The sequence below is a fragment of the Halopenitus salinus genome (assembly GCF_042662125.1).
Taxonomy (GTDB): Archaea; Halobacteriota; Halobacteria; order Halobacteriales; family Haloferacaceae; genus Halopenitus; species Halopenitus salinus.
Map to the genome: position 1 here is coordinate 107,573 of NZ_JBHSXL010000001.1, position 25,839 is coordinate 133,411.

22 protein-coding genes and 1 tRNA gene are annotated in these 25,839 nt (G+C 66.9%); 17 read left to right on the top strand and 6 right to left on the bottom strand.

The annotated features are described in order from the left end of the window. Positions 1 to 14 precede the first annotated feature (14 nt). The 8 genes from ACFQE9_RS00520 (at position 15) to ACFQE9_RS00555 (ending at position 9,654) form a co-directional block, all read left to right on the top strand. Complete coding sequence (locus tag ACFQE9_RS00520) at positions 15 to 4,043, top strand: DNA polymerase domain-containing protein (RefSeq protein WP_379738865.1); 4,029 nt, start codon at positions 15 to 17, stop codon at positions 4,041 to 4,043. Positions 4,044 to 4,190: 147 nt separating this feature from the next. Continuing rightward, complete coding sequence (locus ACFQE9_RS00525; protein WP_379738868.1) at positions 4,191 to 5,111, top strand: ABC transporter ATP-binding protein; 921 nt, start codon at positions 4,191 to 4,193, stop codon at positions 5,109 to 5,111. A 52-nt stretch (positions 5,112 to 5,163) separates the two neighbouring features. Then, a complete protein-coding gene (gene sufB, locus ACFQE9_RS00530) occupies positions 5,164 to 6,588 on the top strand; it encodes a Fe-S cluster assembly protein SufB (protein WP_379738871.1) in 1,425 nt (474 codons plus the stop codon). Next, a complete protein-coding gene (gene sufD, locus ACFQE9_RS00535) occupies positions 6,588 to 7,796 on the top strand; it encodes a Fe-S cluster assembly protein SufD (protein WP_379738874.1) in 1,209 nt (402 codons plus the stop codon). The genes sufB and sufD overlap by 1 nt, the downstream gene beginning before the upstream one ends. Before the next feature lie 166 nt (positions 7,797 to 7,962). Further along, complete coding sequence (locus ACFQE9_RS00540; protein WP_379738877.1) at positions 7,963 to 8,448, top strand: ferritin-like domain-containing protein; 486 nt, start codon at positions 7,963 to 7,965, stop codon at positions 8,446 to 8,448. 46 nt (positions 8,449 to 8,494) lie between these two features. Further along, a complete protein-coding gene (locus ACFQE9_RS00545) occupies positions 8,495 to 8,926 on the top strand; it encodes a metal-dependent transcriptional regulator (protein ID WP_379738879.1) in 432 nt (143 codons plus the stop codon). Between the two features lie 100 nt (positions 8,927 to 9,026). Next, positions 9,027 to 9,100: transfer RNA gene (locus ACFQE9_RS00550), tRNA-Gln, on the top strand. A 134-nt stretch (positions 9,101 to 9,234) separates the two neighbouring features. After that, positions 9,235 to 9,654, top strand: coding sequence for a VOC family protein (locus ACFQE9_RS00555; RefSeq protein ID WP_379738882.1), 420 nt, complete (start codon positions 9,235 to 9,237; stop codon positions 9,652 to 9,654). Positions 9,655 to 9,823: 169 nt separating this feature from the next. On the opposite strand, the gene acs is transcribed toward ACFQE9_RS00555, so the two are convergent. Beyond that, on the bottom strand, positions 9,824 to 11,824 hold the full coding sequence (gene acs, locus ACFQE9_RS00560) for an acetate--CoA ligase (protein WP_379738885.1): 2,001 nt from the start codon (positions 11,822 to 11,824) through the stop codon (positions 9,824 to 9,826). Positions 11,825 to 11,924: 100 nt separating this feature from the next. Continuing rightward, on the bottom strand, positions 11,925 to 12,572 hold the full coding sequence (locus ACFQE9_RS00565; RefSeq protein WP_379738888.1) for an FAD-dependent oxidoreductase: 648 nt from the start codon (positions 12,570 to 12,572) through the stop codon (positions 11,925 to 11,927). Positions 12,573 to 12,963: 391 nt separating this feature from the next. Here ACFQE9_RS00565 and ACFQE9_RS00570 point away from each other — a divergent pair, with 391 nt between their 5' ends. The 4 genes from ACFQE9_RS00570 to ACFQE9_RS00585 all read left to right on the top strand — a co-directional run bounded on the left by ACFQE9_RS00570 (position 12,964) and on the right by ACFQE9_RS00585 (position 17,811). Further along, the gene (locus ACFQE9_RS00570) at positions 12,964 to 14,709 is read left to right on the top strand and encodes a 2-oxoacid:acceptor oxidoreductase subunit alpha (RefSeq protein WP_379738891.1); all 1,746 of its coding nucleotides are present in this window, start codon (positions 12,964 to 12,966) and stop codon (positions 14,707 to 14,709) included. A 3-nt stretch (positions 14,710 to 14,712) separates the two neighbouring features. Further along, positions 14,713 to 15,576 (top strand): 2-oxoacid:ferredoxin oxidoreductase subunit beta, encoded by an 864-nt coding sequence (locus ACFQE9_RS00575; RefSeq protein WP_379738894.1) that lies wholly within the window; start codon positions 14,713 to 14,715, stop codon positions 15,574 to 15,576. Between the two features lie 132 nt (positions 15,577 to 15,708). Continuing rightward, a complete protein-coding gene (locus ACFQE9_RS00580) occupies positions 15,709 to 16,965 on the top strand; it encodes a digeranylgeranylglycerophospholipid reductase (RefSeq protein ID WP_379738897.1) in 1,257 nt (418 codons plus the stop codon). A 108-nt stretch (positions 16,966 to 17,073) separates the two neighbouring features. Continuing rightward, positions 17,074 to 17,811 carry a hypothetical protein gene (locus ACFQE9_RS00585; protein ID WP_379738900.1) on the top strand — a complete coding sequence of 246 codons (738 nt, stop codon included), beginning with the start codon at positions 17,074 to 17,076 and terminating at the stop codon, positions 17,809 to 17,811. 21 nt (positions 17,812 to 17,832) lie between these two features. On the opposite strand, the gene ACFQE9_RS00590 is transcribed toward ACFQE9_RS00585, so the two are convergent. Then, positions 17,833 to 18,429, bottom strand: coding sequence for a DUF7097 family protein (locus ACFQE9_RS00590; RefSeq protein ID WP_379738903.1), 597 nt, complete (start codon positions 18,427 to 18,429; stop codon positions 17,833 to 17,835). 145 nt (positions 18,430 to 18,574) lie between these two features. After that, positions 18,575 to 18,709 (bottom strand): hypothetical protein, encoded by a 135-nt coding sequence (locus tag ACFQE9_RS00595; RefSeq protein WP_379738906.1) that lies wholly within the window; start codon positions 18,707 to 18,709, stop codon positions 18,575 to 18,577. 317 nt (positions 18,710 to 19,026) lie between these two features. On the opposite strand from ACFQE9_RS00595, the gene ACFQE9_RS00600 reads away from it, so the two are divergent. The 4 genes from ACFQE9_RS00600 to ACFQE9_RS00615 all read left to right on the top strand — a co-directional run bounded on the left by ACFQE9_RS00600 (position 19,027) and on the right by ACFQE9_RS00615 (position 23,636). Further along, the gene (locus tag ACFQE9_RS00600; RefSeq protein WP_379738909.1) at positions 19,027 to 19,830 is read left to right on the top strand and encodes a lycopene cyclase domain-containing protein; all 804 of its coding nucleotides are present in this window, start codon (positions 19,027 to 19,029) and stop codon (positions 19,828 to 19,830) included. Next, positions 19,827 to 20,948 (top strand): Brp/Blh family beta-carotene 15,15'-dioxygenase, encoded by a 1,122-nt coding sequence (locus ACFQE9_RS00605; protein WP_379738912.1) that lies wholly within the window; start codon positions 19,827 to 19,829, stop codon positions 20,946 to 20,948. Before ACFQE9_RS00600 ends, ACFQE9_RS00605 begins: the two co-directional genes overlap by 4 nt. 92 nt (positions 20,949 to 21,040) lie before the next feature. Further along, positions 21,041 to 22,528, top strand: coding sequence for an Asp-tRNA(Asn)/Glu-tRNA(Gln) amidotransferase subunit GatB (gene gatB, locus ACFQE9_RS00610; protein ID WP_379738915.1), 1,488 nt, complete (start codon positions 21,041 to 21,043; stop codon positions 22,526 to 22,528). 7 nt (positions 22,529 to 22,535) lie between these two features. Continuing rightward, positions 22,536 to 23,636 (top strand): pyridoxal phosphate-dependent aminotransferase, encoded by a 1,101-nt coding sequence (locus ACFQE9_RS00615; protein ID WP_379738918.1) that lies wholly within the window; start codon positions 22,536 to 22,538, stop codon positions 23,634 to 23,636. Between the two features lie 35 nt (positions 23,637 to 23,671). Here ACFQE9_RS00615 and ACFQE9_RS00620 read toward each other — a convergent pair whose 3' ends face one another. Beyond that, complete coding sequence (locus ACFQE9_RS00620) at positions 23,672 to 24,403, bottom strand: DUF2103 domain-containing protein (RefSeq protein WP_379738921.1); 732 nt, start codon at positions 24,401 to 24,403, stop codon at positions 23,672 to 23,674. A 112-nt stretch (positions 24,404 to 24,515) separates the two neighbouring features. Between ACFQE9_RS00620 and ACFQE9_RS00625 the strand changes: the two genes are divergently transcribed. Beyond that, positions 24,516 to 25,007, top strand: a complete 492-nt coding sequence (locus ACFQE9_RS00625) for a metal-dependent hydrolase (protein WP_379738924.1) — start codon at positions 24,516 to 24,518, stop codon at positions 25,005 to 25,007. Between the two features lie 28 nt (positions 25,008 to 25,035). Here ACFQE9_RS00625 and ACFQE9_RS00630 read toward each other — a convergent pair whose 3' ends face one another. Next, positions 25,036 to 25,797: a PHP domain-containing protein gene (locus ACFQE9_RS00630; protein WP_379738927.1), complete on the bottom strand. Its 762-nt coding sequence runs from the start codon at positions 25,795 to 25,797 to the stop codon at positions 25,036 to 25,038. Between the last annotated feature and the right edge of the window lie 42 nt (positions 25,798 to 25,839).

Sequence of the window (25,839 nt, forward strand, 5' to 3'; positions counted from 1 at the left end):
CCCGAAGGGAGCCCATGACGCAGACCGGGCTCTCCGAGTTCTCCGCCGAGGACGATTCCGCGGCCGATCCATCGACGGACGGGCGGTCCGCGGACGTCGTCCGGGAGGAGGCGCGCGCGGTCGCCGGCGGCAGCGGCGGCCACGTCCACGACGTGATAGACGTCGACGAGACGCGGTTCCCGGACTCGGAGGGGACGATCGAACTGGCCGTGACGCAGGTGGACTACGCGGTCGAGGGGCGGGGAACGGACGAGTACCCGGTGGTGCACGTCTTCGGACGCCGACCGAACCCGAACGGCGAGGACGTCGCCGAGCACGTTCGGGTGTTGGGCGTCGAGCCGTACTTCTACGTGCCGACGGCCGACCTGGACCGCGATCCGGCCGACGAGTACGACGTGGTGATCGGGACACGCGAGACCGACGCCGAGGGCGAACCCTACGAGAGCATCCGCGGGGAGCCGCTCACGCGGATCGTCGCCCGAACGCCGCGGGACGTCGGGAACATCCGCGACGACTTCGAGACCACCTTCGAGGCCGACATCCTGTTTCCCAATCGCTTCCTGATCGACAACGGCATCGCCGGCGGGATCCGCATCGAGGAACGGCGGCTCGACGACGAGCGGCTGCAGGTCGGCGAGGAGCACCTCGAGCCGGCCGACGTCGAGGCCGACATCCGGGTGAACACCTTCGACATCGAGGTCGACGACCGACGCGGGTTTCCCGAGGACGGCGAGGAGCCGATCGTCTGTCTGACGAGCCACGACTCCTACGACGACGAGTACGTCGTCTGGCTCTACGATGCGCCCGAAGGCGAAGTATCGCCGCCGGAGGACCTGCCGGGGTACGAGGGGATCGACGACGGGGACCTCGCCGTCCGCGTCGAGTCCTTCGAGACCGAGGAGGCGATGCTGGAGGCGTTCATCGACTACATCGTCGATACCGATCCCGACGTCACCTGCGGGTGGAACTTCGAGGACTTCGATGCGCCCTACCTCCTGGATCGCCTCGAGCGGCTCGACTCGCGGACCGATCGCGACCTCTCCGTCGATCGCCTCTCGCGGATCGGCGAGGTGTGGCGGTCGGGATGGGGCGGTCCGGACGTCAAGGGGCGGGTCGTCTTCGACCTGCTTTACGCCTACAAGCGCACGCAGTTCACCGAGCTCGAGTCCTACCGGCTCGACGCCGTCGGCGAGACGGAACTCGACGTCGGCAAGGAGCGCTACGCCGGCGACATCGGGGATCTGTGGGAACAGGACCCCGAACGCCTGCTCGAGTACAACCTGCGCGACGTCGAGTTGTGCGTGGAGATCGACCGCAAGCAGAACCTGATCGACTTCTGGAACGAGGTGAAGAAGTTCGTCGGCTGCAAGCTCGAGGACGCGCCGACGCCCGGCGACGCGGTCGACGTCTACGTCCTCCAGAAGGCCCACGGGAAGTTCGCGCTCCCGACGAAGGGCCAACAGGAGTCCGAGGAGTTCGAGGGCGGGGCCGTCTTCGATCCGATCTCCGGCGTGAAGGAGATGGTGACCGTCCTGGACTTGAAATCGCTCTATCCGATGTGCATGGTGACGATCAACGCCGGCCCGGAGACGAAGGTGGATCCAGACGAGTACGACGAGGAGACGTACGTCGCGCCGAACGGGACCCACTTCCGCAAGGAGCCGGACGGCATCATGCGCGAGATGGTGGACGAACTGCTCACCGAGCGCGAACGGAAAAAGGAGCTGCGCAACGACCACGATCCGGGGACCCAACCGTACCAGCAGTACGACCGACAGCAGGCAGCTGTCAAGGTTATCATGAACTGCTTCACGCCGGACACCGACGTCCTCACGCCGGATGGCGTCCGGCCGATCACGGACCTCGAGATCGGTGACGACGTCTACTCCCTCGATCCGGACACGATGCGGATGGAGGTCAAGCCGGTCACGGAGACGCACGCGTACCCCGAGTACCGCGGCCAGCTCGTGAACATGGAGACCTCGAAGATCGACCTAAGCGTGACGCCGAACCACCGAATGCTCGTTCGCAAGAACGAGACGAACGGGATCACCGAGGAGGAGTATCGGTTCATCGAGGCCGGCGATCTCGATGGCGCGACGAACTACGAGCTCCCCCACGGCTGGGACGGGCCGGACGGCGAGCCGATCGAGGAGGTCGATCTCACGAGACTCGTCGACGGGGAATACGAGGTGTGGGTTCGCCCCGAGGTCCACGGCCACACGTTCACCGCCGAGCTCGGCTGGACGCCGCGGCGCGTCCCGAACGCGGACGTCGGGCAAACCGGCTACGTGTTCACCGCCGAGGAGTTCGAGGAACACCGCGAGTACGTCGAGTCGGTCTGTGAGACGAGCTTCATTCACCGCGAATCCGGCCGAAAGTGGATCCCACGAACCTACGACGGAGACGACTTCCTCGCGCTGCTCGCCTGGTACATCACGGAGGGCAGCGTGTACACGTCGGAGGAGAAGCGATTCGGCGACGCCGTTCGCGGGGTCGCGACGTCGATCCAGATCGCACAGACAGCACGCGACGATCCGACAGTTGCCCCGATCACTGACGGCGGTGGCTGTGACACGCACGCCACGATCGGGGGGACCCTCGACGATCTCGGATTCGACTACTACGTCGACGACCGGAGCTATCAGTTCACCTCGAAACTGCTCGGAAGGTACCTGGAGGACGCGTGTGGTGCGGGAAGCTTCGAAAAGCGGATCCCCGAGTTCATCTTCGGGGCGAGCGCGGAGCAGAAGAGACGGTTCCTCGAGACGCTCATCGACGGCGACGGCGATCGCCAACCCGGCTCGTGGCGCTATACGACCTCGAGCGAACGGCTTCGAGACGACGTGCTCAGGCTCTGTGCCCACCTGGGAATCACGGCGAACTACGGACACGACAGCGGTTCGTGGCGCATCTACGCGACCGAGAACGGCAAAAACACGCTTCGAATGCACCGGAGCGGATCGACGAGCCGTGCCGAGGAGGGCGTGTACTGCGTCACCGTCGCGGACAACCACACGCTTCTCGCCGGGCGAAACGGGACGTTCCAGTTCGTCGGCCAGTCGCTGTACGGCGTGACGGGGTGGGATCGATTCCGGCTCTACGACAAGGAAGGCGCAGCCGCCGTCACGGCGACGGGACGCGAGGTGATCTCGTTTACCGAGCAGGCGGCGGCCGAAATTGACAATGAAGTGGTATATGGAGATACGGATTCCGTCATGTTGGAACTTGGACAAGACACGGGAGTCGAGTCCGCCATCGAGCAGTCGTTCTCGATCGAGGACCACATCAACGGGCGGTACGACGACTTCGCGCGCCAGGAGCTGAACGCCGAGATGCACCGCTTCCAGATCGAGTTCGAGAAGCTGTACCGTCGCTTCTTCCAGGCGGGCCGCAAGAAGCGCTATGCGGGCCACATCGTCTGGAAGGAGGGCAAGGACGTCGACGACATCGACATCACCGGCTTCGAGTACAAGCGGTCGGACATCGCGCCGATCACGAAGGAGGTCCAAAAGCGCGTCATCGAGACGATCGTGACGGGGGACGACATCGACGACGACATGGAGGAGGTGAAGTCGTACCTCTCGGACGTCATCGACGACTTCCTCTCCGGCGAGGTCGACCTCGAGGAGATCGGCATTCCGGGGGGGATCGGAAAGCGCCTCGACGCCTACGAGACGGACACGGCACAGGTCCGCGGCGCGAAGTACGCCAACCTCATGTTGGGGACCAACTTCGATCGGGGATCGAAGCCGAAGCGGCTCTACCTCGAGAAGGTCCACCCCGACTTCTGGCGGCGCATGGAGGAGGAGCGCGGACTCGATCCCCACACCGATCCCCTCTACGGCGAGTTCAAGCGGGACCCGGACGTGATCTGCTATGAGTACGCCGACGAGATTCCGGAGGAGTTCCGGATCGACTGGGAGAAGATGCTCGAGAAGACGCTGAAGGGGCCCATCTCGCGAGTGATCGAGGCGCTCGGGATGAGCTGGGACGAGGTCAAGACCGGCCAGGAACAGAGCGGACTCGGCCAGTACATGTAACCGGCGGAGCGGGACCGCTTTCCCTCCCCCATCGCCCTCGTTTTCCGTTTCGGAAAGAAATTTTTCCGTTGAGAGTCGTTTGCACGGGTGAATCCGTAACCATTAACCGCGGTAGCGACCACTATCCGCACACGAGGAATCACACTCATGGCAACTCTCGAGATCAACGACCTCCACGCCGAAGTGGCCGAAGAGGACGGAGAACACATCCTCCGTGGCGTCGACCTGGAGGTCTCCTCCGGGGAGATCCACGCGCTGATGGGACCGAACGGATCCGGAAAGTCGACGACCGCGAAGGTCATCGCCGGTCACCCGGCCTACGAGGTGACCCAAGGCGAGATCCTCCTCCACCTCGAGGAGGAGGACCTCGCCGACGTCGACGCCGACCTCGAGGAGGAGGACTACAGCTGGAACCTCCTCGATCTGGAGCCGAACGAACGCGCCGCGCTCGGCATCTTCCTCGGGTTCCAGTACCCGGCGGAGATCGAGGGCGTCACGATGACGAGCTTCCTGCGGCAGGCGCTCAACGCGAAACACGACGAGCGCGAGGAGCTCTTCGAGGACGAAGACGAGGAGGCAGAGGCCGACGACGACGATGAGTCGGGCTACGACAGCTCCCCGATGGAGGGCCCGACCGACGAGGGCGAGATCGGCGTCGCCGAGTTCCAGCAGCTTCTCAAAGAGAAGATGGATCTCCTCGACATGGACGAGAAGTTCATGCAGCGGTACCTCAACGCCGGCTTCTCCGGCGGCGAGAAGAAGCAAAACGAGGTGCTTCAGGCCGCCCTGCTCGAGCCCGCGATCGCGGTTCTCGACGAGATCGACTCGGGACTGGACATCGACCGGCTCCAGGACGTCTCCGAGGGAATCAACGCCCTCCGGGACGAGCAGGGAACGGGCGTCCTCCAGATCACGCACTACCAGCGCATCCTCGAGTACGTCGAGCCCGATCACGTCCACGTGATGCTCGACGGCGAGATCGCCAAAAGCGGCGGTCCCGAGCTCGCGAACGAGCTCGAGGACGAGGGGTACGACTGGGTCCGCGAGGAAGTCTACGAGACCGCGTAACGATCCGTGATTACACGCACACATATACGTTCGGAGACGTAACCAACGAACAATGAGTTCAGAAGATCTACAAGACACGGACACCGAAGCCCGCTTCGAGTTCAAGAAGGAACAGAAGTCGGCGTTCCAGGCGGACAAGGGCCTCACCGAGGAGACCATCCGCCTCATCTCGGAGGACAAGGACGAACCGGAGTGGATGCTGCAGCGGCGCCTCCGCGCGCTCGAGCAGTTCCAGGAGATGCCGATGCCGACTGACTGGCCCGGCCAGCCCGACCTCTCGGAGGTCGACGTCGACGAGATCGTCCCGTACATCCGCCCGGACGTGGAGACGCGGGCGGGCGTCGACGACTGGACGGAGCTCCCGGACGAGATCAAGGACACCTTCGACAAGCTCGGCATTCCGGAGGCCGAAAAGAACGCGCTCTCCGGCGTCGGCGCGCAGTACGAATCGGAGGTCGTCTACCAGAACATGCGCGAGAAGTGGGAGGACAAGGGGGTCATCTTCTGCAACATGGACGAGGCCGTCCAGGAGCACGAGGACCTCGTTCGCGACTACTTCATGACGAAGTGTGTCCCCCCGAGCGACAACAAGTTCGCCGCGCTCCACGGCGCGATCTGGTCGGGCGGCTCGTTCGTCTACGTGCCCGAGGACACGACCGTCGACATGCCCGTCCAGGCGTACTTCCGGATGAACTCCGAGGGGATGGGCCAGTTCGAGCACACGCTCATCATCGCCGAGGAGGGCTCGGAGGTCCACTACATCGAGGGCTGTTCGGCGCCGAAGTACTCGGCGTTCAACCTCCACTCCGGCGGCGTCGAGGTGTTCGTCGGCGAGGACGCCCACGTCCAGTACTCGACCGTCCAGAACTGGTCGAAGAACACGTACAACCTCAACACGAAGCGCGCAATCGTCGAGGAGAACGGCCGCATGGAGTGGATCTCGGGCTCGATGGGCTCGAAGGCCACCATGCTGTACCCGTCGACGATCCTCAAGGGTCGCGGCGCCTCCGACAACCACATCACCATCGCCTTCGCGGGCGAGGGCCAGGACATCGACACCGGCGCGAAGGTGTACCACAACGCGCCGAACACGAAGTCGACCATCGAGTCGAAGTCGATCGCCAAGGACGGCGGCCGCACGAACTACCGCGGGCTCGTCCACATCGCCGACGGCGCCGAGAACTCCTCGACCGCCGTCGAGTGTGACGCGTTGATGTTCGACAACGAGTCGACCTCCGACACCATGCCGTACATGGAGATCAACGAATCGAAGGTCGACGTCGCCCACGAGGCGACCGTCGGGAAGATCGGCGACGAGGACATCTTCTACCTCCAGTCGCGCGGCCTCGACGACGACGACGCCAAGCAGATGATCGTCTCGGGCTTCATCGAGCCGATCACGGAGGAGTTGCCCATCGAGTACGCCGTCGAGTTGAATCGACTCGTCGAACTGGAGATGGAGGGGAGCCTGGGATAATGAGCGCGCAGCTTCCCGCCTCCCTCTCGGAGGACACGGTTCGACGGATCGCCGAGGAGCGCGACGAGCCGGAGTGGCTCCTCGAGATCCGCCTCGAGGCGCTCGCGGCGCTCGAGGGACTCGATCTCCCCGACGTCATCCAGACGCCCGGCCGTCGCTGGACGAACCTGGAGGCGCTCGAGTTCGAGTCGCTCGTCGACCCCCTCGATCAGGCCGACGTGACGGAGCGCGAGGGCGACGAGGGCGCCGTCGTACTGCCGTTCACGGAGGCGTTCGAGGAGTACGGAGACGTCATCGAGGCGAACTTCGGATCCGTGCTCGACCCGCAGGAGAACTACCTCACGGCCCTCTCGGTCGCGCTCTTCACCACGGGAACGTTCGTCTACGTGCCCGAGGGCGTCGCCGCCGAGGACGTGACGGTGCGCGCGGAGATGAACTCCCGCTCGCTGTTCAGCCAGACGCTCGTCGTCACGGAGGAGTCGTCCTCCGTCACGATCCTCGAGAGCATCGAGACGGGCGACTCCCTCGAGGGCGAGCGGTACTTCTCGAACCTCGTGGAGGTCGCGGCCGGCGAGAACTCCCACGTCCAGTTCGGCTCGCTGCAGAACCTCGACGAGGAGACCTATACCTACTCGCTCAAACGCGGGGACGCCGACACCTACGCCACGATCAACTGGATCGAGGGGAACCTCGGCTCCCGGCTCACGCGCTCGGACATCGAGACCGACCTCTCGGGCGACGGGTCCGAGAGCCAGATCGTCGGCGCGTTCTTCGGCCACGACGACCAGCACTTCGACATCAACGCCCGCGTGTGGCACCAGGCCGAGAACACGACCGCCGACCTCGTCACCCGCGGCGTGCTCGACGACGTCGCACGGTCCGTCTACGAGGGCGTCCAGGACGTCGGCGAGGACGCCTGGAACACCTCGAGCTACCAGCGTGAGAACACGCTGATGCTCTCGGACGACGCCGAGGCCGACGCGTCGCCGAAGCTGATCATCCACAACCACGACACGGAGGCGTCCCATTCCGCCACCGTCGGACAGGTCGACGCCGAGGAGCTGTTCTACATGGAGAGCCGCTCCATCGGCCCGAACACTGCCCGGAACATGCTCGTCGAGGGCTTCTTCGTGCCGGTCCTCGAGGAGATCGCGGTCGACGAGTTCCGCGACGACCTCGAGGAACTCGTCCAGGCGCGACTGGAGTAGCCGACGATCGAACTGGCCGGCGACCCGAGGCCGGCCATCGGAGACCGCCCACGATCGCGGGCGGGACGTTTTCTCGACGGCCGGTCCGTCTTCGAGGGGAACTCCTTAAGTCGATCACCCACGGAGAACCGTGTATGCGACCGGTATCGCCGATCGGGGGTGTTCGATGAGCGTCGGAAGTCGAATCGCCTCCGACGACCAGCTCGCTCGCCTCCTACAGATCGGAATCGTTCTGGAGGAGGTCGTCGAGGCGCGCGCGTACCACCACTACCGCAGCCTCGACGCTGAACTCGACGAGGAGATCGAGGAGCTGCTCGAGCACGCCGCCGAGGAGTCGGCCGAACACCGCGAGCGTCTCGAGGCGCTCATCGAGGGGCTCGACGTCGAGAGCGTGCCCTTCGAGGAGATCGAGGGGCTCGTCGAGGCCCGGTACGGCCGGACCCAGCCCGAGGACTTCGACGGCGTGTTGTACGACGCGTTGTGCAACGAGGAGACGGCCTACAAGTTCTACGACGACCTCATCGAGGCGATCGAGGCGTCGGACGCGACGTTCGCCATCGACCGCGAGGAGCTTGTAGAGACGCTGTCGGCGATCCGCGAGGAGGAGGCCGAGGGCGTCGAGGCCGTAACCGAGATCATGGAGGAACGATGAGGGGAGCCCACGACCGACCGACGGAGACGATCGAGGAGGACCAGCCGTGAACACCGCAGACCAGTACCTCAAGACGATCTACCTGATCCAGAGACAGGAGGACGGACCGGCCTCGACGGGGTCGATCGCGGACGCGCTCGACGTGAGCCCCGCGAGCGCCAACGAGATGATCGGCAAACTCGAGTCCCGGGGGCTCGCCGACCACGAGAAGTACAAGGGCGTACAGCTCTCCGAGGACGGGATCGTCCGCGCCAGGGACGCGTTACAGACCTACTGCATCATCGAGCGGTTCCTCGCGAACGTCCTCGCCGTCGAGGACTTCCGCGCGGAGGCCCGCGAACTTGAGGCCGTGATCGACGACACCGTCGCCGACCGCCTCGATACGATCATCGACCGCAAGCCGGAGTGTCCCGACTGCTTCGACCCGGAGGCCGACGCCTGCAGCTGTCTGGAGGCGGCCTTCGAGGGCGCGGACTGACGACGGCGCCACGAGCCGTCGACCACGGAGCGACGACGTCCCAGGGATTCCGATCGAAACGAAATACTCACAAGGGGCACGTGCCTCGCTACGAACTGGAAGTCCCGTGGTGTAGCTGGCCAATCATCTGGGCCTTTGGAGCCCAGGACGGCGGTTCGAATCCGCCCGGGACTACTACTCTGGCGAACCATCCGTGAGTTGCAACGATCGTCGTAGCCGATCCGCTCGGAGGAAACGTCACCACCATCGCCGTCCGACGTCGACATCCCATCGACGGGGTTTAACTCCCGTCCGACGAGACCACCGACATGGTCGAACTACAGGCCCACCACTTCGGACTGATCGTCGAGGACCTCAAGGAATCGCTCGCCTTCTACCGGGACACGCTCGGGCTGGAGGTGGCCGCGGAGTTCACCCTCGACGGAGAGGGGATCGCGACCGCGATCGGCGTCGAGGACGTGACGGCGAAGTTCGCCCACCTGGATGCGGGCGGGGCGCGCATCGAGCTGGTCGAGTACGAGCCGGCCGGCGAGGCCGTGCGAGCCGAGACGGTCAACCAGCTCGGATCGAAACACGCCGGCTTCGAGGTCGACGACATCGACGCCTTCTACGAGTCGCTTCCGGAGTCGGCCGCGCCGATCGCGGAGCCGCAACGGACCCAGAGCGGATCGCGGATCATCTTCTTCGAGGACCCCGACGGGAACCTCCTCGAAGTGGTGAGCACGTAGAGCGGCAGGGTAGCGTCTCGAACAGTCAAAATTCGGTCGACGGATCGGAAGAGCGGTCGACGGATCGGAAGAGCGGTCGACGGATCGGAAGAGCGGTCGACGGATCGGAAGAGCGGTCGACGGATCGGAAGAGCGGTCGACGGATCGGAAGAGCGGTCGAGCCGCCGAGTCAGTCGCCCTGAACGGATTCCTGGATGTCGGCGACGACTTCGGGGTTGCGGAGCGTGCTCGTGTTGCCGAGTTCCTCCTCGTTCGCGATGTTCTCGAGGAGGCGGCGCATGATCTTTCCGGAGCGCGTCTTCGGGAGCTCGGGCGTGAAGACGACCTGCTCGGGTCGCGCGATCGGGCCGATGGCGTCCTCGACGCCGGCGACGATCCGGTCGCGAAGCTCGTCGGTCTCCTCGTAGCCCTCCTCGGTGATGACGTAGGCGTAGACCGCCTCGCCTTTGATCTCGTGGTCGCCGCCGACGACGGCGGCCTCCGCGACGCCCTCGACGCCGACGATCGCGGACTCGATCTCCATCGTTCCGAGCCGGTGGCCGGAGACGTTGATCACGTCGTCGACGCGGCCGAGCACGGTGATGTAGCCGTCGTCGTCGATCTTGGCGCCGTCCTCGGGGAAGTAGACCCAGTCGTCGGGGTCGTCGCTGTCGACGTCGGAGTACTCCGCCCAGTACTCCTCGATGTAGCGCTCGTCGTTGTTGTAGAGGGTGCGAAGCATGCCGGGCCACGGCTTCTGGACCGTGAGGTAGCCGGCCTCGCCGGCGCCGATCTCCTCGCCGGCCGTGTCCACGATCCGGACGTCGACGCCGGGCAGCGGCGGGCCGGCGGATCCGGGCTTCATGTCGGCGATCCCGGGCAGGGTCGTGATCATCATGCCGCCGGTCTCGGTCTGCCACCAGGTGTCGACGATGGGACAGTCCTCGTCGCCGATGTGCTTGTAGTACCACTTCCACGCGCGCGGGTTGATGGGCTCGCCGACGGTCCCGAGCAGTCGGAGGCTCGAGAGGTCGTGTGCGTCGGGGTACTCCGCGCCCCACTTCATGAACGCGCGGATCGCCGTCGGCGCGGTGTACAGCTGGGTGGCCTCGTGCTCCTCGATGATCTCCCAGAGCCGGTCGCGGTCGGGGTGGTCCGGGGTCCCCTCGTACATCATGGTCGTCGTGCCGAGCGCGAGGGGGCCGTAGACGATGTAGGAGTGGCCGGTGATCCAGCCGATGTCGGCAGAACAGAAGTAGGTGTCCTCGGGCTTGACGTCGAGGACGGCCTGGGAGGTCCAGCTCGCCCACGCGAGGTAGCCGCCGGTGGTGTGTTTGACGCCCTTGGGCTTGCCCGTGGTGCCGGAGGTGTACATCAAAAACAGCATGTCCTCGGCGTCCCGGGTGACCGGGTCCACCTCGGCGCCCTCGTGGTCGGCCAGGAGGTCGCCGTAGTCGACCTGATCGTTGCCGAGGTCGTGGCCGAAGTCGTCACCGTTGGGCCCGAGGCGGTCGACGACCACGGTGGTCGTCTCCGAGTCGACGCCAGCCAGGCCCTCGTTGGCCTTCGAGAGGTGGTCGAGGGGATCGCCGCGGCGGTAGTAGCCGTCGCAGGTGATCAGGTACTCGGAGTCGGCGGAGTTCATGCGCGTCGCGAGCGCGTCCGCGGAGAAGCCGGCGAAGACGACGCTGTGGGGCGCGCCGATTCGCGCGCACGCGAGCATCATGACCGGCAGCTCCGGGATCATCGGCATGTACATCGTGACGACGTCGTCCTCCTCGACGCCGAGATCGCGCAGGGCCGCCGCCGCCTCGTTCACCTCGCGGTGGAGTTCCGCGTAGGTGTAGGTCCTGTTCTCCTCGTCGACCGGTTCGCCGACCCACTCGATGGCGGCCTCATCGCCGCGGTCGGCGAGGTGACGGTCGAGGCAGTTCGCGGACGCGTTCAACTCGCCGCCGGTGAACCACTCGAAAAAGGGCGGGTCGTCGTCGTCGAGCACGCGGTCGTAGGAGGACTCCCACTCGAGGAGGTCGGCCGCCGCCTCCCAACAGTCCGGCCAGTTCTCCTCGAACTCCTCGTAGATGTCCGAATCGGTCACGTTCGCCTGCCGTGAGAACGCCTCCGGGGGCTCGAAGACGTCCTGGTCCGCGAGTCGTGCTTCAAGTTCGGCTTCCTCGTCCGTACCAGACATTACGATCGATGATTAACATCGCCGGCTATAAACGTATGGTACTTCCCGCGATCGCCGTCGAAATCCGACGACTGCGTCGGGGGGTTAGGGAGCCGACACCCTACCCGAAGTTCTCGATCTTCGCGGCGTCGCGGTCCGCTCCGGCCGCCTCGAGGGCGGCGGTCGCCTCCTCGAGGAAGTCCGCGAACCCGTAAACGAACACCTGTTCGCCGTCGGCGCCGGTCACGACGTCGGCGACGCTCGGGGCCAGTTCGGCCGCGTCGTCCTCGAGGAGGTGAACGGTCGCGCCGCGCTCGCGAAGTGCATCAAGCCGATCGCGGTGGGCCGGCGTCGCGTCGCGGTAGACGATGGCGACCTCGTTGCCGTCCGCCGTCGCGCGCTCGGCGATGCCGACCGCGGGGCCGATCCCCGGACCGCCGGCGAGAACGACGACCCGCGGTTCGTCCTCGTAGTAGTCGCTCCCGAAGGGACCCTCGATCTCGAGTTCGTCACCCGGCGAGAGGGACGCGAGGTGTTCGGAGAAGGGACCGCCCTCATCGGGATCGATGGCGACGGTCGTCTCGAAGGTCGACTCGACGTCCGGCGAGGAGAGCGTGTAGAACCGCGAGTACTCCTCGCCGTCGACGACGCCGGTGAGCTTGAGGAACTGTCCGGGTTCGGCCTCGAACCCCGCCGGGGATTCGAAGGTGATCGAAACGGTGTCGGGTCCGACCTCCTCGACGGCGGCCACGGTGACGGTCGCGTCCATACGAACGGTTGATCGCTCACACACAAACCAGTTCCCGTCGCGGATGACCATGACTGGGGAGTCCGTTACGGATGACTTCGGCGACGGGTCCCGTCACGGACGACTTCGACGACCGGACCAGTGGGTCCACCAGTTCGAACGAAGCGGGTGGGGTCGACGGAGCAGGTGAGGCTCGTGGGACGAGGCCATTCGACGCCCGTCGAAACCCTCGCCCGATCGCCGTCCCCGGATCGTCGAGATGTGATTGACATTCCGGGATGAATACCCATGCTAATTCGCTTTCGGGAGATTACACACCGAAATTCGGGTTATAAGTAGACGATCGTGAGGATTAGTTGTGGGTGGGCTTTCAGAAGTCTTTTGATTGGTGCAAGAGAACCACCGAAACAGAATGCCTGCGGACTTCAACTGGGCCATCGGCGGGGAGGCCGGCGATGGCATCGACTCGACGGGCAAGATCTTCGCCCAGGCGCTTTCACGCTCGGGTCGGCACGTCTTCACCTCGAAGGACTTCGCGTCCCGGATCCGCGGCGGCTACACCGCCTACAAGGTGCGGACGTCGGTCGATCGTGTACAGAGCGTCGTCGACCGGCTCGACGTCCTGATCGCGTTGACGCCCCGAACGATCGAGGAGAACCGCCCGGAACTCCACGAGGGGTCGGTCATCATCTACGACGGCGAACGAACCACGATGGCCGACATCGAGATCCCGGAGGGGATGATCGGGCTCGACGTCCCGCTCAAGCGGCTCGCCGAGGAGGCTGGCGGCGCGATCATGCGGAACGTCGTCGCGCTCGGGGCCGCCTGTGAGGTCACCGACTTCCCGATCGAGAACCTCGATTCCGCGCTCGAAAAGCGGTTCGGGAACAAGGGGAAAAAGCTCGTCGAGAACAACAAGGAGGCCGCCCGCGCGGGCCAGTCGTACGTCGACGAGGAGTTCGACCACGAGTTCGACTACGAGCTTGAGACCACCGACAACGATTACGTCCTGTTGAACGGCGACCAGGCCATCGGCATGGGCGCGATCGCCGCCGGCTGTCGGTTCTACTCCGGTTACCCGATCACGCCCGCGACGGACGTGATGGAGTATCTGACGGGACGGATCGAGCGATACGGCGGCCACGTCGTGCAGGCGGAGGACGAGCTGTCCGCGATCAACATGGCGCTGGGCGCGGCCCGCGGCGGCGCGCGATCGATGACGGCGACCTCCGGTCCCGGGATCGACCTGATGACGGAGACGTTCGGGCTGGTCGCCACCTCGGAGACCCCGCTCGTCATCTGTAACGTGATGCGGTCGGGACCCTCGACGGGGATGCCGACGAAACAGGAGCAGGGCGACCTGAACGGGATGTTGTACGGCGGACACGGGGAGATCCCGCGGTTCGTCGTCGCCCCGACCACGATCGACGAGTGCTTTTGGAAGACGGTGGAGGCGTTCAACCTCGCCGAGAAGTACCAGACGCCGGTCTACCTCACCGCCGACCTGTCGCTGGCCGTGACCGAACAGACCTTCGAGCCGGAGCGGTTCGACATGGACGACGTCGAGATCGACCGCGGCTTCGTGGTCGACGACGACTCGATCGAGGCACACCAGACCGAAAAGGAACAGTTCAAACCCCACGAGGTGACCGAGGACGGTATCTCGCCGCGAGCCTTCCCGGGCACCGACGGCGGTGCACACATGTCGACGGGGCTCGAACACGACGAACTCGGTCGTCGGACCGAGGACCAGGAGATGCGCGTCGAGCAGGTCGACAAGCGGTCCCGGAAGGTCGACACCGCACGCGAACGGGAGGACTGGGAACCCCGTGAGTTCGGGGAGGAGAACGCGGACACCCTCGTCATCACGTGGGGCTCGAACGAGGGCGCGCTCGTCGAGGCGCTCGAGCTCCTCGAGGAGGACGGGATCGACGTCCGCGTCGTCTCGGTGCCCTACGTCTTCCCCCGGCCGGATCTGACGGAGGACGTTCGCGCGGCCGAGAACGTCATCGTCGTGGAGTGTAACGCGACCGGACAGTTCGCCGACCTGATCGAACACGACGTGCTCGAGCGGGTCGAACGCATCAACAAATACACCGGCGTGCGGTTCAAGGCCGACGAGCTCGCACGTGAGATAACGGAGACGCTGGAGGCGTAATTCATGAGCTCAGACGTTCGATTCACCGACTTCAAGACGGACAAACAGCCGACGTGGTGTCCGGGCTGTGGCGACTTCGGGACGATGAACGGGATGATGAAGGCCCTCGCGGAGACGGGCAACGATCCCGACAACACCTTCGTGGTCGCCGGCATCGGCTGCTCGGGCAAGATCGGCACCTACATGCGGAGCTACGCGCTCCACGGCGTCCACGGGCGCGCGCTTCCGGTCGGGACGGGAGTCAAACTCGCGCGACCCGACATCGAGGTCATGGTGGCCGGCGGCGACGGCGACGGCTACTCCATCGGCGCCGGCCACTTCGTCCACGCGGTGCGGCGGAACGTCGATATGACCTACGTGGTGATGGACAACCGGATCTACGGGCTCACGAAGGGGCAAGCCTCGCCGACCTCGCGGTCGGACTTCGAGACCTCGACGACGCCGGAGGGTCCCCAGCAGCCGCCGGTCAACCCGCACGCGCTCGCGCTGGCCTCCGGGGCGTCGTTCATCGCCCAGTCGTTCTCCTCGGACGCGATGCGCCACCAGGAGATCGTTCAGGAGGCGATCGAACACGACGGGTTCGGCTTCGTGAACGTCTACTCGCCGTGTGTCACCTTCAACGACGTCGACACCTACGACTACTTCCGCGACTCGCTCGTCGATCTCGCGGAGACCGACCACGACCCGACCGACCGCGAGGCGGCAAAGGACGTCATCCTCGACTCCGAAAAGGAGTATCAGGGCGTCCTCTACCGCGACGACGAGTCGGTCCCCTACGGCGAGCGTCACGGCGTCGACGCCGACATGTCAGACATTCCGGACGGGGCCCCCGAGGACGCGATGGACCTCGTCCGCGAGTTCTACTGAAGCGCGGCCGGTTCAGCCCGGTTCGAAAACGACCGCTTCATCCCTCGTTTCGACCGCCTCGAAGGGACGGAATTCGCCGGAGGAACGAGGCGTATCAACAACACTCATTAGCGATACGGGACACGTTCGGGTATGAGCGATCGTTTCGACGTCGTCATCGCCGGTGCCGGCCCCGCGGGCGCCCAGTGTGCCCGCGACCTCGCGGCGCGGGACTACGACGTCCTCGTGCTCGAGACGGAGCCGGAAGCGGAGTTCCCGCGTCAAAGCAACAAATCGACCGCGGGAACCTTCCCCTCCATGATGGCCGCCTTCGGCGTGCCCGACGACGTCGTCATGCAGTTCACCGACTCCGTCGTCCTCGAGTCGCCGAACGACTTCTACGTGCGCGACCAGCCCGGGGCGGTCCTCGAGTTCGCCGAGTTCAAACGCTGGCTCGTCGCCGACGGCCGCGAGAGGGGCGCCGAATACCGCTTCGACTCGCGCGCGACCGCGCCGATCGAGGAGGACGGATCGGTCGTCGGCGTCCGCTACGACGGCAGCGAGGAGGTGTACGCCGACGTCGTGATCGACGCGACCGGCCCCGCGGCGCCGCTGGCGAAGGCGCTCGACGTCTGTGACCTCAAACGGGAGAACCAGGCGATCGGCATCGAGTGGGAACTCGAGGGGATCGACGTCGACGCGCCCGGCTACGCCGACCTCCACGGCGCGATGATGTTGCGGCTGGATCACGACGTCGCTCCCGGCGGCTACTCGTGGATCTTCCACACCGGCGGCGACACGGCGAAGGTCGGGCTCTGTTACATCCAGAACGACCGCCATCGCGAACACGCCGAGGAGGGGATGACGATCGACGGCTATCTCGACCGCTGGCTCGAGTCCGACCCGCGGTTCGCCGATGCGACCCGGATCGAGGGGAAGGTCCACCGCGGGTCCGCCCACATTCAACTGCCCGACGAGTTGAGCACGGACGGGTTCATGGCGATCGGCGACACGGTGCCGACGATCGACCCGCTCTGGGGCGAGGGGATCCACAAGGGGATGAAGTCGGGGCGCGCAGCCGCCGCAACCGCCGACCGCTGTCTCACGCCCGCGGAGCCGGACACCTCGGCGGCGAACATGTCGATCTACGACGACCTCTGGCACGATCGCGTCGCCCCGCGGGTCCGAAGCCGGCTGTTGATGACGGAGCTCCTCTACCTCGCCTCGAACGACCGCTACGATCGGCTCATGCGCGACCTTCGGAGCACGGGAAACGATACGCTGGCACGGATCAACGCCGGCGACCGGGGCGCCTTCCGGAAGCTGTTGCACGCGAGCGACGTCTCGCTGCTCGGACGCTTCGCCAAGGAGCGGTTCCTCGAGGGATCCAGCCGCTGGGGCGGGGACTAGTCCTGATCGATACGCCCGAGGACGACGGGCTCGAAGCAGGTCGGGGAACGTCAGACGGAATCCGGAAAGACACAAAGTTCACGTTACCCCGCGAGTGAGTGGTGCACAATGGAACCACGGACACCGGGTCTGCTCGGCGCGATCCGCATCGACGTCGCGCGACTTCACGCGACGTGGATGGAGCTCGTGTTCCCACGCCAGCTGGACGCGGGCAGCGTCCTCGGCCGCTGGAAGCCCGAGACGACACCACAAAAGGCCGCCTACAACCTCTGGGCCGCGATCGGGATCCCGCTCGTCGTGATCGGCTATCCCCTCCTGCTCGTCGGGTTCGCGACGCGGTATTACGCCGCGCGGCTGGACTCCGCTGCGACCCGCCTCGGGATCGTCGGCGCGGTCGGCGTCGCGACGCTCGTGTGGGGGCTATTGACGATAATCACGCGCATCCAGCTCTCGGCGGAGGCGTTCCTCGCCGTCGCCGCGGCCAGCGTGGTCGCCGTCGTCTCCGCGGGCCTCGCGGCGCTCTTCGCGAAGGTCGGCGGCAGGGGGACGAGCGTCGCGCTCGCGTATCCCTTCGCGATGACGGCGCTTTTCCTCCCGCCGGTCGTCGCCGCCCTCTTTACGCCGTCGCTCGGGAACGTGATCTTTCCGAACAGCACCGAACTCGCCGTGTGGATCCTCGACACCCTGCTCGCGTTCGGCGGACTCAACGCGTGGATCCGGGCGAACTTCACGCTCGAGGGGACCGGCTACGTCCTGATGTGGTTCGCGCTCGCGATCCCGACCGGCTGGTTGCTCGGCCTCCTCGTCGCGCTCGCCGACGTCGTGCGCCCGAAGGGGAACGACTGACGGGGCGGACCGAAAGGGAACTCACTCCTCGCCGTCGTATCGATCGCGTGCGGTTTCGAACTCGAGTTCGGACAGCTCCGCGCTTCGCCGACGCTCGCGTTCGGCGATCGCCTCCGGATCGGGACTCGCGTCGTCGTCGATCCGGGCGAACGAGCCGTGCACCTTCGCGTGACACCACCGACACAGCGAGACGGTGATCTCGTGGGGGCCGGCGTTCCCCTCGTCGTCCCCGCTCCGGCGATCGGTTTCGCCCCCGCCACCGGGGTCGTCCTCCTCGTCGAACTGCACCGAGGACGGCGCGTCGGCGTACGCGAGGTGATGCTCCTCCAGCAGCGGACGGGCGTCCTCGTGGGCGATCCGAACCTCCTCGAGTCCACAGCGGCGACAGCTTCGACCGTCCGTCGTCGATCGATAGTGGGGACACGCGCGCCAGCGATCGGCCTCGCCGACGTGGCAGGCGTACCCGTCACGACGTCGGTCGGCGATGAATCCACGATCGTCGCCGGCGTTCTCGAGGGCGTATCGGCACCGACCGTCGTCGGTGAGGTGATCACAGACGCCGGCGACCGCGTAGGGGTCGTCGACGCCGACAGGCGTCCCGGACGGCGTCCGCTCCATGTCCGAGTTTCCGTTGGACGATCGGAAAAGCGCTCCGTCGATCGACGGGGAGGCAGTCCCGGCCGGTATCGGCGGGGAGACAGTCCCGGTCGATATCGGCGGGAAGGCAGTCCCGGCCGAACCGACGTCGCCGACCGGGCCGATGCTAGCCCCGCAGCGTCGAGACCGTCACCGCGTACATCGCACCACACTCACAGTCGATCGTCTCGGTCAACTCGCGGTTCTCGCTCGCGCGCTCGAGACGCGCACCACACCTCGTGCAGGTCAATCCGATCTTCATCGTGGCTCCTTCGGCTCGACCCGCAATCGGGCGCGACGACGGCGATCGACGCCGTAGAGTGGCGTGAGAACACGTCACATCTTTATCGCATCGGCGCGAACCGGCGAACGCTCCCGTTTGGGGGCCGCGGAGGGGAAGCTGTGCTTGCAGGCGCGCTTCCCCTCCGTTGCGCACGTCGAGTGCGCAGGATCGTCTTCCGCCCACTGTGTTAAGAATCTACGGGCCGAGGGTCGTCGTCGGGGCGTCCCCGGGGCGTCCTCGGGAGGAGACGTCGATCCGGATCGAATCGGCCGACCGCGCGAGCCTCCCACCACCACATGATCCCACCGCTCACCTATTTCGAGTTTCACGCGCTGTTTCTCGCGCCGCCCATCCTCGCGCTGGTCGCCGTCTCGTGGCGCCGCTCGCGTCTCGACCGACGACTGCTCGAGGCCACGGCGATCCTCTCGATCGCGGCGGTCGCGTACACGACGCCGTGGGACGCGTGGCTGATCGAAGCCGGCGTATGGTGGTACGGCGAGGGCGTGGTGGCGGGACGGATCCTCGGGGTCCCGCTCGGCGAGTACGCGTTCTTCCTGTTACAGCCCGTGTTGACGCTGGCGTGGACCGCGCAGTTCCAGCTTTCGGCGGTCGGGTCGCCGTCGATGTCCCCGTGGGACCGTCTCGTCGGCGCCCTCGCCGGAATCTTCGTCGGCGCCGTCGGGTGGACGCTGCTCGGCGGGTCGTCACCGCTCGAGGGATCGGCATGGCTCGACGGATCGGCAGCGTACCTCGGCGCGGTCCTCCTGTGGGCGGGGCCGGTCCTCGCGGTGCAGTGGGCCTACGACTGGCGTGCCCTCGTCCGGCGACGGCGAACGCTGGCGCTCGGCGTGTGCGTGCCGACGCTCTACCTCTGTCTCGCGGACCGGATCGCCATCGGACTCGGGCTCTGGCGGATCTCGAGCGACCACACGACGGGGATCACGCCCCTCGGGCTGCCGATCGAGGAGGGGGCGTTCTTCCTCGCCACGAACGTGTTTCTCGTTCAGGGACTCCTCGCGTACGTCCGACTGGTCGAGTCGGGAACGGGAACGGCAGCTGGCAACGGGACCGCCACGACGGAACGGGGAGGGGATCGATGACTGATCCGGGCGCAAGGGAGAAGTCGAAAGCGACCCGGGAACCGAAAGCGACCCGGGAACCGAAAGCGACCCGGGAGACCCTCGCGCGCGTCGCGTTCCTGCCCGGGTGGGCGATACTCGCCGGGATGACGGCCGCGTTCGCGCTCGGAGCGTCCGTGCCGCCGCGGTACCGGTGGATCCCGCTCGCGGCGAGCGTCGTCGTGCTCGGGTTGCCCCACGGCGCGGTCGACCACCTGCTGCTCCCGCGAGCGAGGGACGAGCGCCCCGGTCGGCGCTGGTTCGCGAGCGTCGGGGTCGTCTACGCGGTCCTCGGCGGACTGTACGCGATCGCGTGGTTCACGAGACCGATGGCGGCCTTCGGGGGCTTCATCGCGTTGACGTGGTTCCACTGGGGGACCGGCGAGCTGTATCCGCTGGCGTCGCTCGCCGGCGCCGAACACCTCGAGACGCGGGGGATGCGGACCGCGACCGCGGCGGTTCGGGGCGCGATCCCGATGGGGCTCCCGCTCGTCGCGTTTCCCGACCGATTTTCGGCCGTCGCGGAGCTGCTCGTTCGTCCGTTCGCGGGCGAAGCGGCCGGGGCGGGCGAAGCGGCCGCGGCGGGCGAAGCGGCCGCGGCGGCCCTGGAGCCGTTCCTCCGTGCTGACGTGCGGGTGGCGATCCTCGTCTGCATCTGCGGGCTCGCCGCCTGGACGCTCGCCGTCGGCGGCGTTCGGGCACGCCGGATGGATGCCGTTCGCGGGTGGGTGCTCGACGCGGGCGAGACGGCGCTGCTCGTCGCCTTCTTCGGGCTCGTCCCGCCGGTGCTCGCGGTCGGGACCTACTTCTGCGTCTGGCACTCGCTTCGACACGTCGTGCGGGCGACGGCGCTCGACGCCCGGTCGACGCCGTCGCTTTCGGCGGGGCGGATCGCCCCGGCTCTGCGGCGGTTCGCTCGCGACGCGGCGCCGCTTTCGGCGGGCGGGCTCCTTCTCCTCGGCGGGATCGTCGTCGCCGTCCCGCGCTCACCGGGGACGCCGGTCGAGCTGATCGGCGTCTATCTGGTGACGGTCGCGACCTTGACGCTCCCGCACGCCGCGATCGTGGCCGGACTCGACCGCGAGCAGGGGCTCCTCTGAGAACGAAACGACCCGACACGTCCACAGCGACCCGATACGCGCTACACAGCGACCCGACACGCTTTACACAGCGCACTCACAACGGTGTTCCAATGAGCACCCAGACCGCACGGGAGGAGCTGGCGGTCGTCATCGGGCTGGAGGTCCACGTTCAGCTCGAAACCGACACGAAGATCTTCTGCGGCTGTTCGACGGAGCCGACCGAGGACGAAGGTCCGAACGCCCGAACCTGTCCGACCTGTCTCGGCCTGCCGGGGGCGCTTCCGGTCCTCAACGAGGGGGCCGTCGAGGCGGCCGTGAAGATCGGCAAGGCCCTCGACGCCGACGTGCCCGAGCGGACGACGTTCCACCGGAAGAACTACTACTACCCCGACCTGCCGAAGAACTTCCAGATCACCCAGTACGACGCGCCGATCTGCGCGGACGGCGAGCTGGAGATATCCGTCGAGGGAACGCGCCGGTCGATCGGGATCACCCGCGCACACCTCGAGGAGGACCCGGGCTCCCTGCGACACGAGGGCGGGTCGATCGAGACGGCGGAGTACACCCTGATCGACTACAACCGGGCCGGCACGCCGCTCGTCGAGATCGTCACGGAGCCCGACTTCCGGTCGCCGGCGGAGACGCGGGCGTTCCTCGCGAAGCTCGAGGAGGTCCTCGAGTACCTCGGCGTCTTCGATGCGAACCGCGACGGCAGCCTGCGCGTCGACGCCAACATCTCGCTCGTGCCCGAGTCGGCGGTCGAGTCGGACGGGTCGATCCCCGCGGACGCGCTCGCGGAGGCGAACCGCACCGAGGTGAAGAACATCTCGAGCCACAGGGGCGCGGAGAAGGCGCTCGCCTACGAGGTCACCCGCCAGCGGAACGCCGTCCGTCGCGGCCGCGAGGTCGAACAGGAGACGCGCCACTGGGACGAATCGCGGGGAATCACCGTCTCGATGCGCTCGAAGGAGGAGGAGAAGGACTACCGCTACTTCCGCGAGGGCGATCTCCCCGCCCTCGAGGTGTCCGACTGGCGTGAGTCGATCGCGATCCCCGAGCTGCCGGACGCGAGACGCGAGCGCTTCCGGGAGGAGTACGGCCTCGAGGAGGAGTCGGCCTCGAAGCTCACCTCCAGCCGCGAGATAGCCGACTTCTTCGAGGAGATCGCCGAGACCTTCGATCCCGACCTGGCCGCGACGTGGGTCGCGGACAACCTGCTCGGCGAGTTGCACTACCGCGACATGGGGATACTCGAGGTCGACGACCGCCTGGACGAGTTCGAGCGGCTGATCGAGCTGGTCGACGAGGACGAGCTCACGGCGAAGAACGCGGAGGAGGTCGTCCTGCGCGAGATGCTCGACGCCGGCGAGGACCCGGAGACGATCGTCGAACGCGAGGGGCTCGGCACGGCCGACACGGGCGAGGTGGAGGCCGCCGTCGAGGGGGCGATAGAGGAGAACCCGGAGGCGGTCGCCGACTACCACGACGGCGACGACGGGGCGATCAACTTCCTCGTCGGCCAGGTCATGCAGCGGACGGGCGGCTCCGCGGACCCCGGCGAGGTCAACGCCCTGCTTCGCGACCGCCTGGAGGGCTGAGGCGGCCATGGACTACGAGGAGCCGAAGTTCTTCCAGGTGATGCAGTACGCCGCGGAGGCCGACGGCGACGTCATCGACATGGTGAGCGGCAACCCCGACTGGGGGCCGCCGGCCGCGCTCCGGGAGGCGCTCTCGGCGTACGCCGACCTCGAGTCCGACGCGTTCCAGTATCCCCCGAGCGACGGCCTCCGCGAGCTACGCGAGACGATCGCCCGGCGCCGCGGGGTCGACGCGAATCAGGTCGTGATCACCGTCGGGACCGGCGAGGCGAACTACCTCGCGATGGCGCGGGCGTTCGAACGCGACGCCGGCGACGAGGCGATCCTCCTCGATCCCGTCTACCCGTATTACCCGGGGAAGGTGGAGCTGCTCGGCGGAACCCCCCGAATCGTTCCCACCGAGCGTGACGGCGGGATCGACCTCGACGCGATCCGGTCGGCGATGAGCGACGAGACCGCCCTCGTCGTGTTGAACACGCCGAACAACCCCACCGGCGCGGTCTACGATCCGGCGGCGGTCGAGGCCGTGATCGAGGCCGCCGAGCGCCACGACGCGCTCGTCGTGGCCGACGAGGTGTACCGCGAGTTCGACTACGCCGGCGAGTTCGAGAGCGCGCTCGCGGTCGACTCGCCCAACCGGATCGTGACCGACGGCTTCTCGAAGTCGCTCGCGATCACCGGATTCCGGGTCGGGTACGGGGTATTCCCGGCCGAACACGCCGACGCCGCCCGGACCAGACACATGCTCGTCAACGTTGCGAGCCCGCGGCCCTCCCAGTACGCGGTCCTCCACGCGCTCGAGGGGATGGACCCCGCCTACCAGGAGGCCGCACGGGAACGGATGCAGAAGCGGATCGCAGCGTTCACCGACGCGCTGGAGGCGGCGGGCGCGGAGTACACGACCCCGGAGGGCGGCTTCTACGTGCTCGCGCGCTTCGAGGGGTATCCCGGGACGACAGCCAACGTCGAGCGGCTGATCGACGAGATCGGCGTCGCGGGCATGCCGGGCGACACCTTCGGGACCACCCGGACGGACTGGATCCGGTTCGCGCTGGTGACGCCGCGCGTCGAGGAGGCGGCCGAGCGGCTGGCCGAGCGATTCGTCTGATCGACGGGAGAGATCGTCGCGAACGCCTCGATCGCTCAGGCGTCCTGTAGCTCGGCGTCCCGAAGCGCCTCGTTGAGGTCGCTTCGAACGCGCTCGCCGGTCTCGGGGTCCATCGCGGTGGTGACGACGCGGTTCTCCTGGACGCTCGATCCGTCCCGCAACAGGAGTCTGACGTTGCCGTTCGTGTCGGCTCTCGTCGCCTTCGCACGGAGGCCGGTTCGCGAGCCCGTTCCGCCGGCGTCGATGGGGCCGGGAACGATCTTCTTCACGTGGGGATGCTCGGCGACCGTTCGGATCGCCGTCCGACCGGGTCGACCGCCGATGAGCGTCGAGTGGGTGCCGCCGATCTTCTCGGCGGGGGCCGCCTCGACGACCTCGAGGCTGCGCTCGCCGCGGCGATCGAGCACCCAGCCCACGAGGTCCTCCTCGTCGGGAACCCGGTAGAACTCGTAGTGGAGCTGTGCGCGCGCCTCCCGGAGCGGGTCGCGCTCGCCCGCGGCGTAGACGGTCTCGGGGCGTTTGCGACGTATCTCGTCGGCGACGCGGCCGGCGAAGTTCCGCGTCTGGACCGTCTCCAGCTCCTCGCCGTCGCGTTCGGGGATCGTCGTGATCGTGGTCCGGCCGACGACCGTCGACTCCTCGATCATCGTCAACTCGGCACGGTCGGCGCGAAACTCGACGACGACGCCGTCGCAGTTGGCGGTGTTGCAGGTGAGACAGTAGTCCCCCGGGCGATCGAGGGGCGTTCCACACCGCCTGCAGTCCATGTCGGATGGAGGGCTGCGAGCGGTAAAAACGCGTTGTGATGGGGCGGACCGCTCGCGGGGAGCGCGCTCGAGTGGGAAACGCTTGAGTCGGGGGGCGTCCGATACCCGCTCGATGAACAAACGCGGCCACGTGCTGAACGCGCTGTTGCTCGCCGTCGGACTCGGATTCGTGCTCGAGCCCGCCGTCGACGTCGCCACGGGACGGAAGATCGCCCAGATCACGGTCCCCATCGTCCTCGGGGCGCTGTTCCCGGACGTGGATACGGCCTTCGGCAAACACCGGAAGACGCTCCACAGCCTGCCGGTGCTCGCGGTCGTGATGGCCTATCCGATCGTCTTCGACAACCTCCAGTTCGTCTGGGTCGGCGTCCTCACCCACTACCTGCTCGATCTGATCGGCAGCAGGCGAGGGATCGCGCTGTTTCACCCCCTTTCCGACAGCGAGTTCTCGCTGCCGTTCGGGGTGACCACCTCCAGCAAGTACGCGGACCTCGTGACCGTGATCATCACCGCCCTCGAGATCGCCGCCTTCTGGGCCGTCCACACCTACGTCGTCGACCTCGACGTCGACGTGGCGACGGTCTCGCAGGCGATCGGGATCTGAGGTCGTCGACCGTGGCGACGGCCGGGCGTCAGTACACCGCGACGTCGTCGAACCGACCCTCGTAGAAGACCCCGTGGGGGTTCGTGGGGTCCTCGCCGGAGAGCAGCATCCGGTCGAGTCGCTTCCAGGTGTTCTCGTAGGCGAGGTGGGCGAACTCGACCGCGCCGGCGAGGTGGTGGCCCGCGTCCGATCGGTGGACCACTCGGCGGGGCGTGGCCGTCTTGAACGCCTCGACGACGTCCGCCTCGGTTGTGAGGTCCCCCTCGAAGTCCGTCCAAGCCTCCCCGGTCGTCCACGGCAGGTGGGCGTAGGAGGACCCGAACGCGGGGAGATCGAGGTCGTCCGCGATGTCCCCGGCCCGTCGGTTCTGGTGGGCGAGCAGCTTCGCGTTGTAGGTCTCGATCGCGTCGATGCGGGCGCCGTGGGCGTCGATCTCGGGACGCGTGAGCGACACGGTGGCGAAGGCCGGATGGGGAACGAGGATCGCGGCGTCCTGGCGGTCGAGCTCCGCCATCGCGCCCTCGAAGGTGATGAAGTCGGGGATCGGATCCGAGAGGCCGAGCGCGAGGAGGTGTCGACGGTTCCGCCAGTCGCCGGTGAACACCTCGCGGGCGGGGACGACGAGCAGGTCGTCGTCCGAGAACTGCTCCGCCCGCTCGCGGACGTCCGGCAGCCGGCGGAAGTGAGGGGCGTAGACGATCCCGTCGAGTCCGCGCGCCTTCGCGCGCGCGACGACGCGATCGTCGAGCACCTTCACGTGCGCGTCGATTCGAGTCCCGCGGTCTGGCACGTTCGAGGGGTCTGTCTCGTAGAGCAAAGGCGTGTCGCTCCG

Excerpts from the sequence above, each read along its gene's own strand:
- ACFQE9_RS00520 (WP_379738865.1), top strand. The coding sequence starts at position 15 with ATGACGCAGACCGGGCTCTCCGAGTTCTCCGCCGAGGACGATTCCGCG.
- gatB (WP_379738915.1), top strand. The coding sequence starts at position 21,041 with ATGAGCACCCAGACCGCACGGGAGGAGCTGGCGGTCGTCATCGGGCTG.
- ACFQE9_RS00540 (WP_379738877.1), top strand. The coding sequence starts at position 7,963 with ATGAGCGTCGGAAGTCGAATCGCCTCCGACGACCAGCTCGCTCGCCTC.
- sufD (WP_379738874.1), top strand. The coding sequence starts at position 6,588 with ATGAGCGCGCAGCTTCCCGCCTCCCTCTCGGAGGACACGGTTCGACGG.
- ACFQE9_RS00565 (WP_379738888.1), bottom strand. The coding sequence starts at position 12,572 with ATGGACGCGACCGTCACCGTGGCCGCCGTCGAGGAGGTCGGACCCGAC.
- ACFQE9_RS00615 (WP_379738918.1), top strand. The coding sequence starts at position 22,536 with ATGGACTACGAGGAGCCGAAGTTCTTCCAGGTGATGCAGTACGCCGCG.
- ACFQE9_RS00525 (WP_379738868.1), top strand. The coding sequence starts at position 4,191 with ATGGCAACTCTCGAGATCAACGACCTCCACGCCGAAGTGGCCGAAGAG.
- ACFQE9_RS00585 (WP_379738900.1), top strand. The coding sequence starts at position 17,074 with ATGGAACCACGGACACCGGGTCTGCTCGGCGCGATCCGCATCGACGTC.
- ACFQE9_RS00605 (WP_379738912.1), top strand. The coding sequence starts at position 19,827 with ATGACTGATCCGGGCGCAAGGGAGAAGTCGAAAGCGACCCGGGAACCG.
- ACFQE9_RS00555 (WP_379738882.1), top strand. The coding sequence starts at position 9,235 with ATGGTCGAACTACAGGCCCACCACTTCGGACTGATCGTCGAGGACCTC.
- acs (WP_379738885.1), bottom strand. The coding sequence starts at position 11,824 with ATGTCTGGTACGGACGAGGAAGCCGAACTTGAAGCACGACTCGCGGAC.
- ACFQE9_RS00625 (WP_379738924.1), top strand. The coding sequence starts at position 24,516 with ATGAACAAACGCGGCCACGTGCTGAACGCGCTGTTGCTCGCCGTCGGA.
- ACFQE9_RS00580 (WP_379738897.1), top strand. The coding sequence starts at position 15,709 with ATGAGCGATCGTTTCGACGTCGTCATCGCCGGTGCCGGCCCCGCGGGC.
- ACFQE9_RS00575 (WP_379738894.1), top strand. The coding sequence starts at position 14,713 with ATGAGCTCAGACGTTCGATTCACCGACTTCAAGACGGACAAACAGCCG.
- ACFQE9_RS00600 (WP_379738909.1), top strand. The coding sequence starts at position 19,027 with ATGATCCCACCGCTCACCTATTTCGAGTTTCACGCGCTGTTTCTCGCG.
- ACFQE9_RS00570 (WP_379738891.1), top strand. The coding sequence starts at position 12,964 with ATGCCTGCGGACTTCAACTGGGCCATCGGCGGGGAGGCCGGCGATGGC.
- sufB (WP_379738871.1), top strand. The coding sequence starts at position 5,164 with ATGAGTTCAGAAGATCTACAAGACACGGACACCGAAGCCCGCTTCGAG.
- ACFQE9_RS00590 (WP_379738903.1), bottom strand. The coding sequence starts at position 18,429 with ATGGAGCGGACGCCGTCCGGGACGCCTGTCGGCGTCGACGACCCCTAC.
- ACFQE9_RS00595 (WP_379738906.1), bottom strand. The coding sequence starts at position 18,709 with ATGAAGATCGGATTGACCTGCACGAGGTGTGGTGCGCGTCTCGAGCGC.
- ACFQE9_RS00620 (WP_379738921.1), bottom strand. The coding sequence starts at position 24,403 with ATGGACTGCAGGCGGTGTGGAACGCCCCTCGATCGCCCGGGGGACTAC.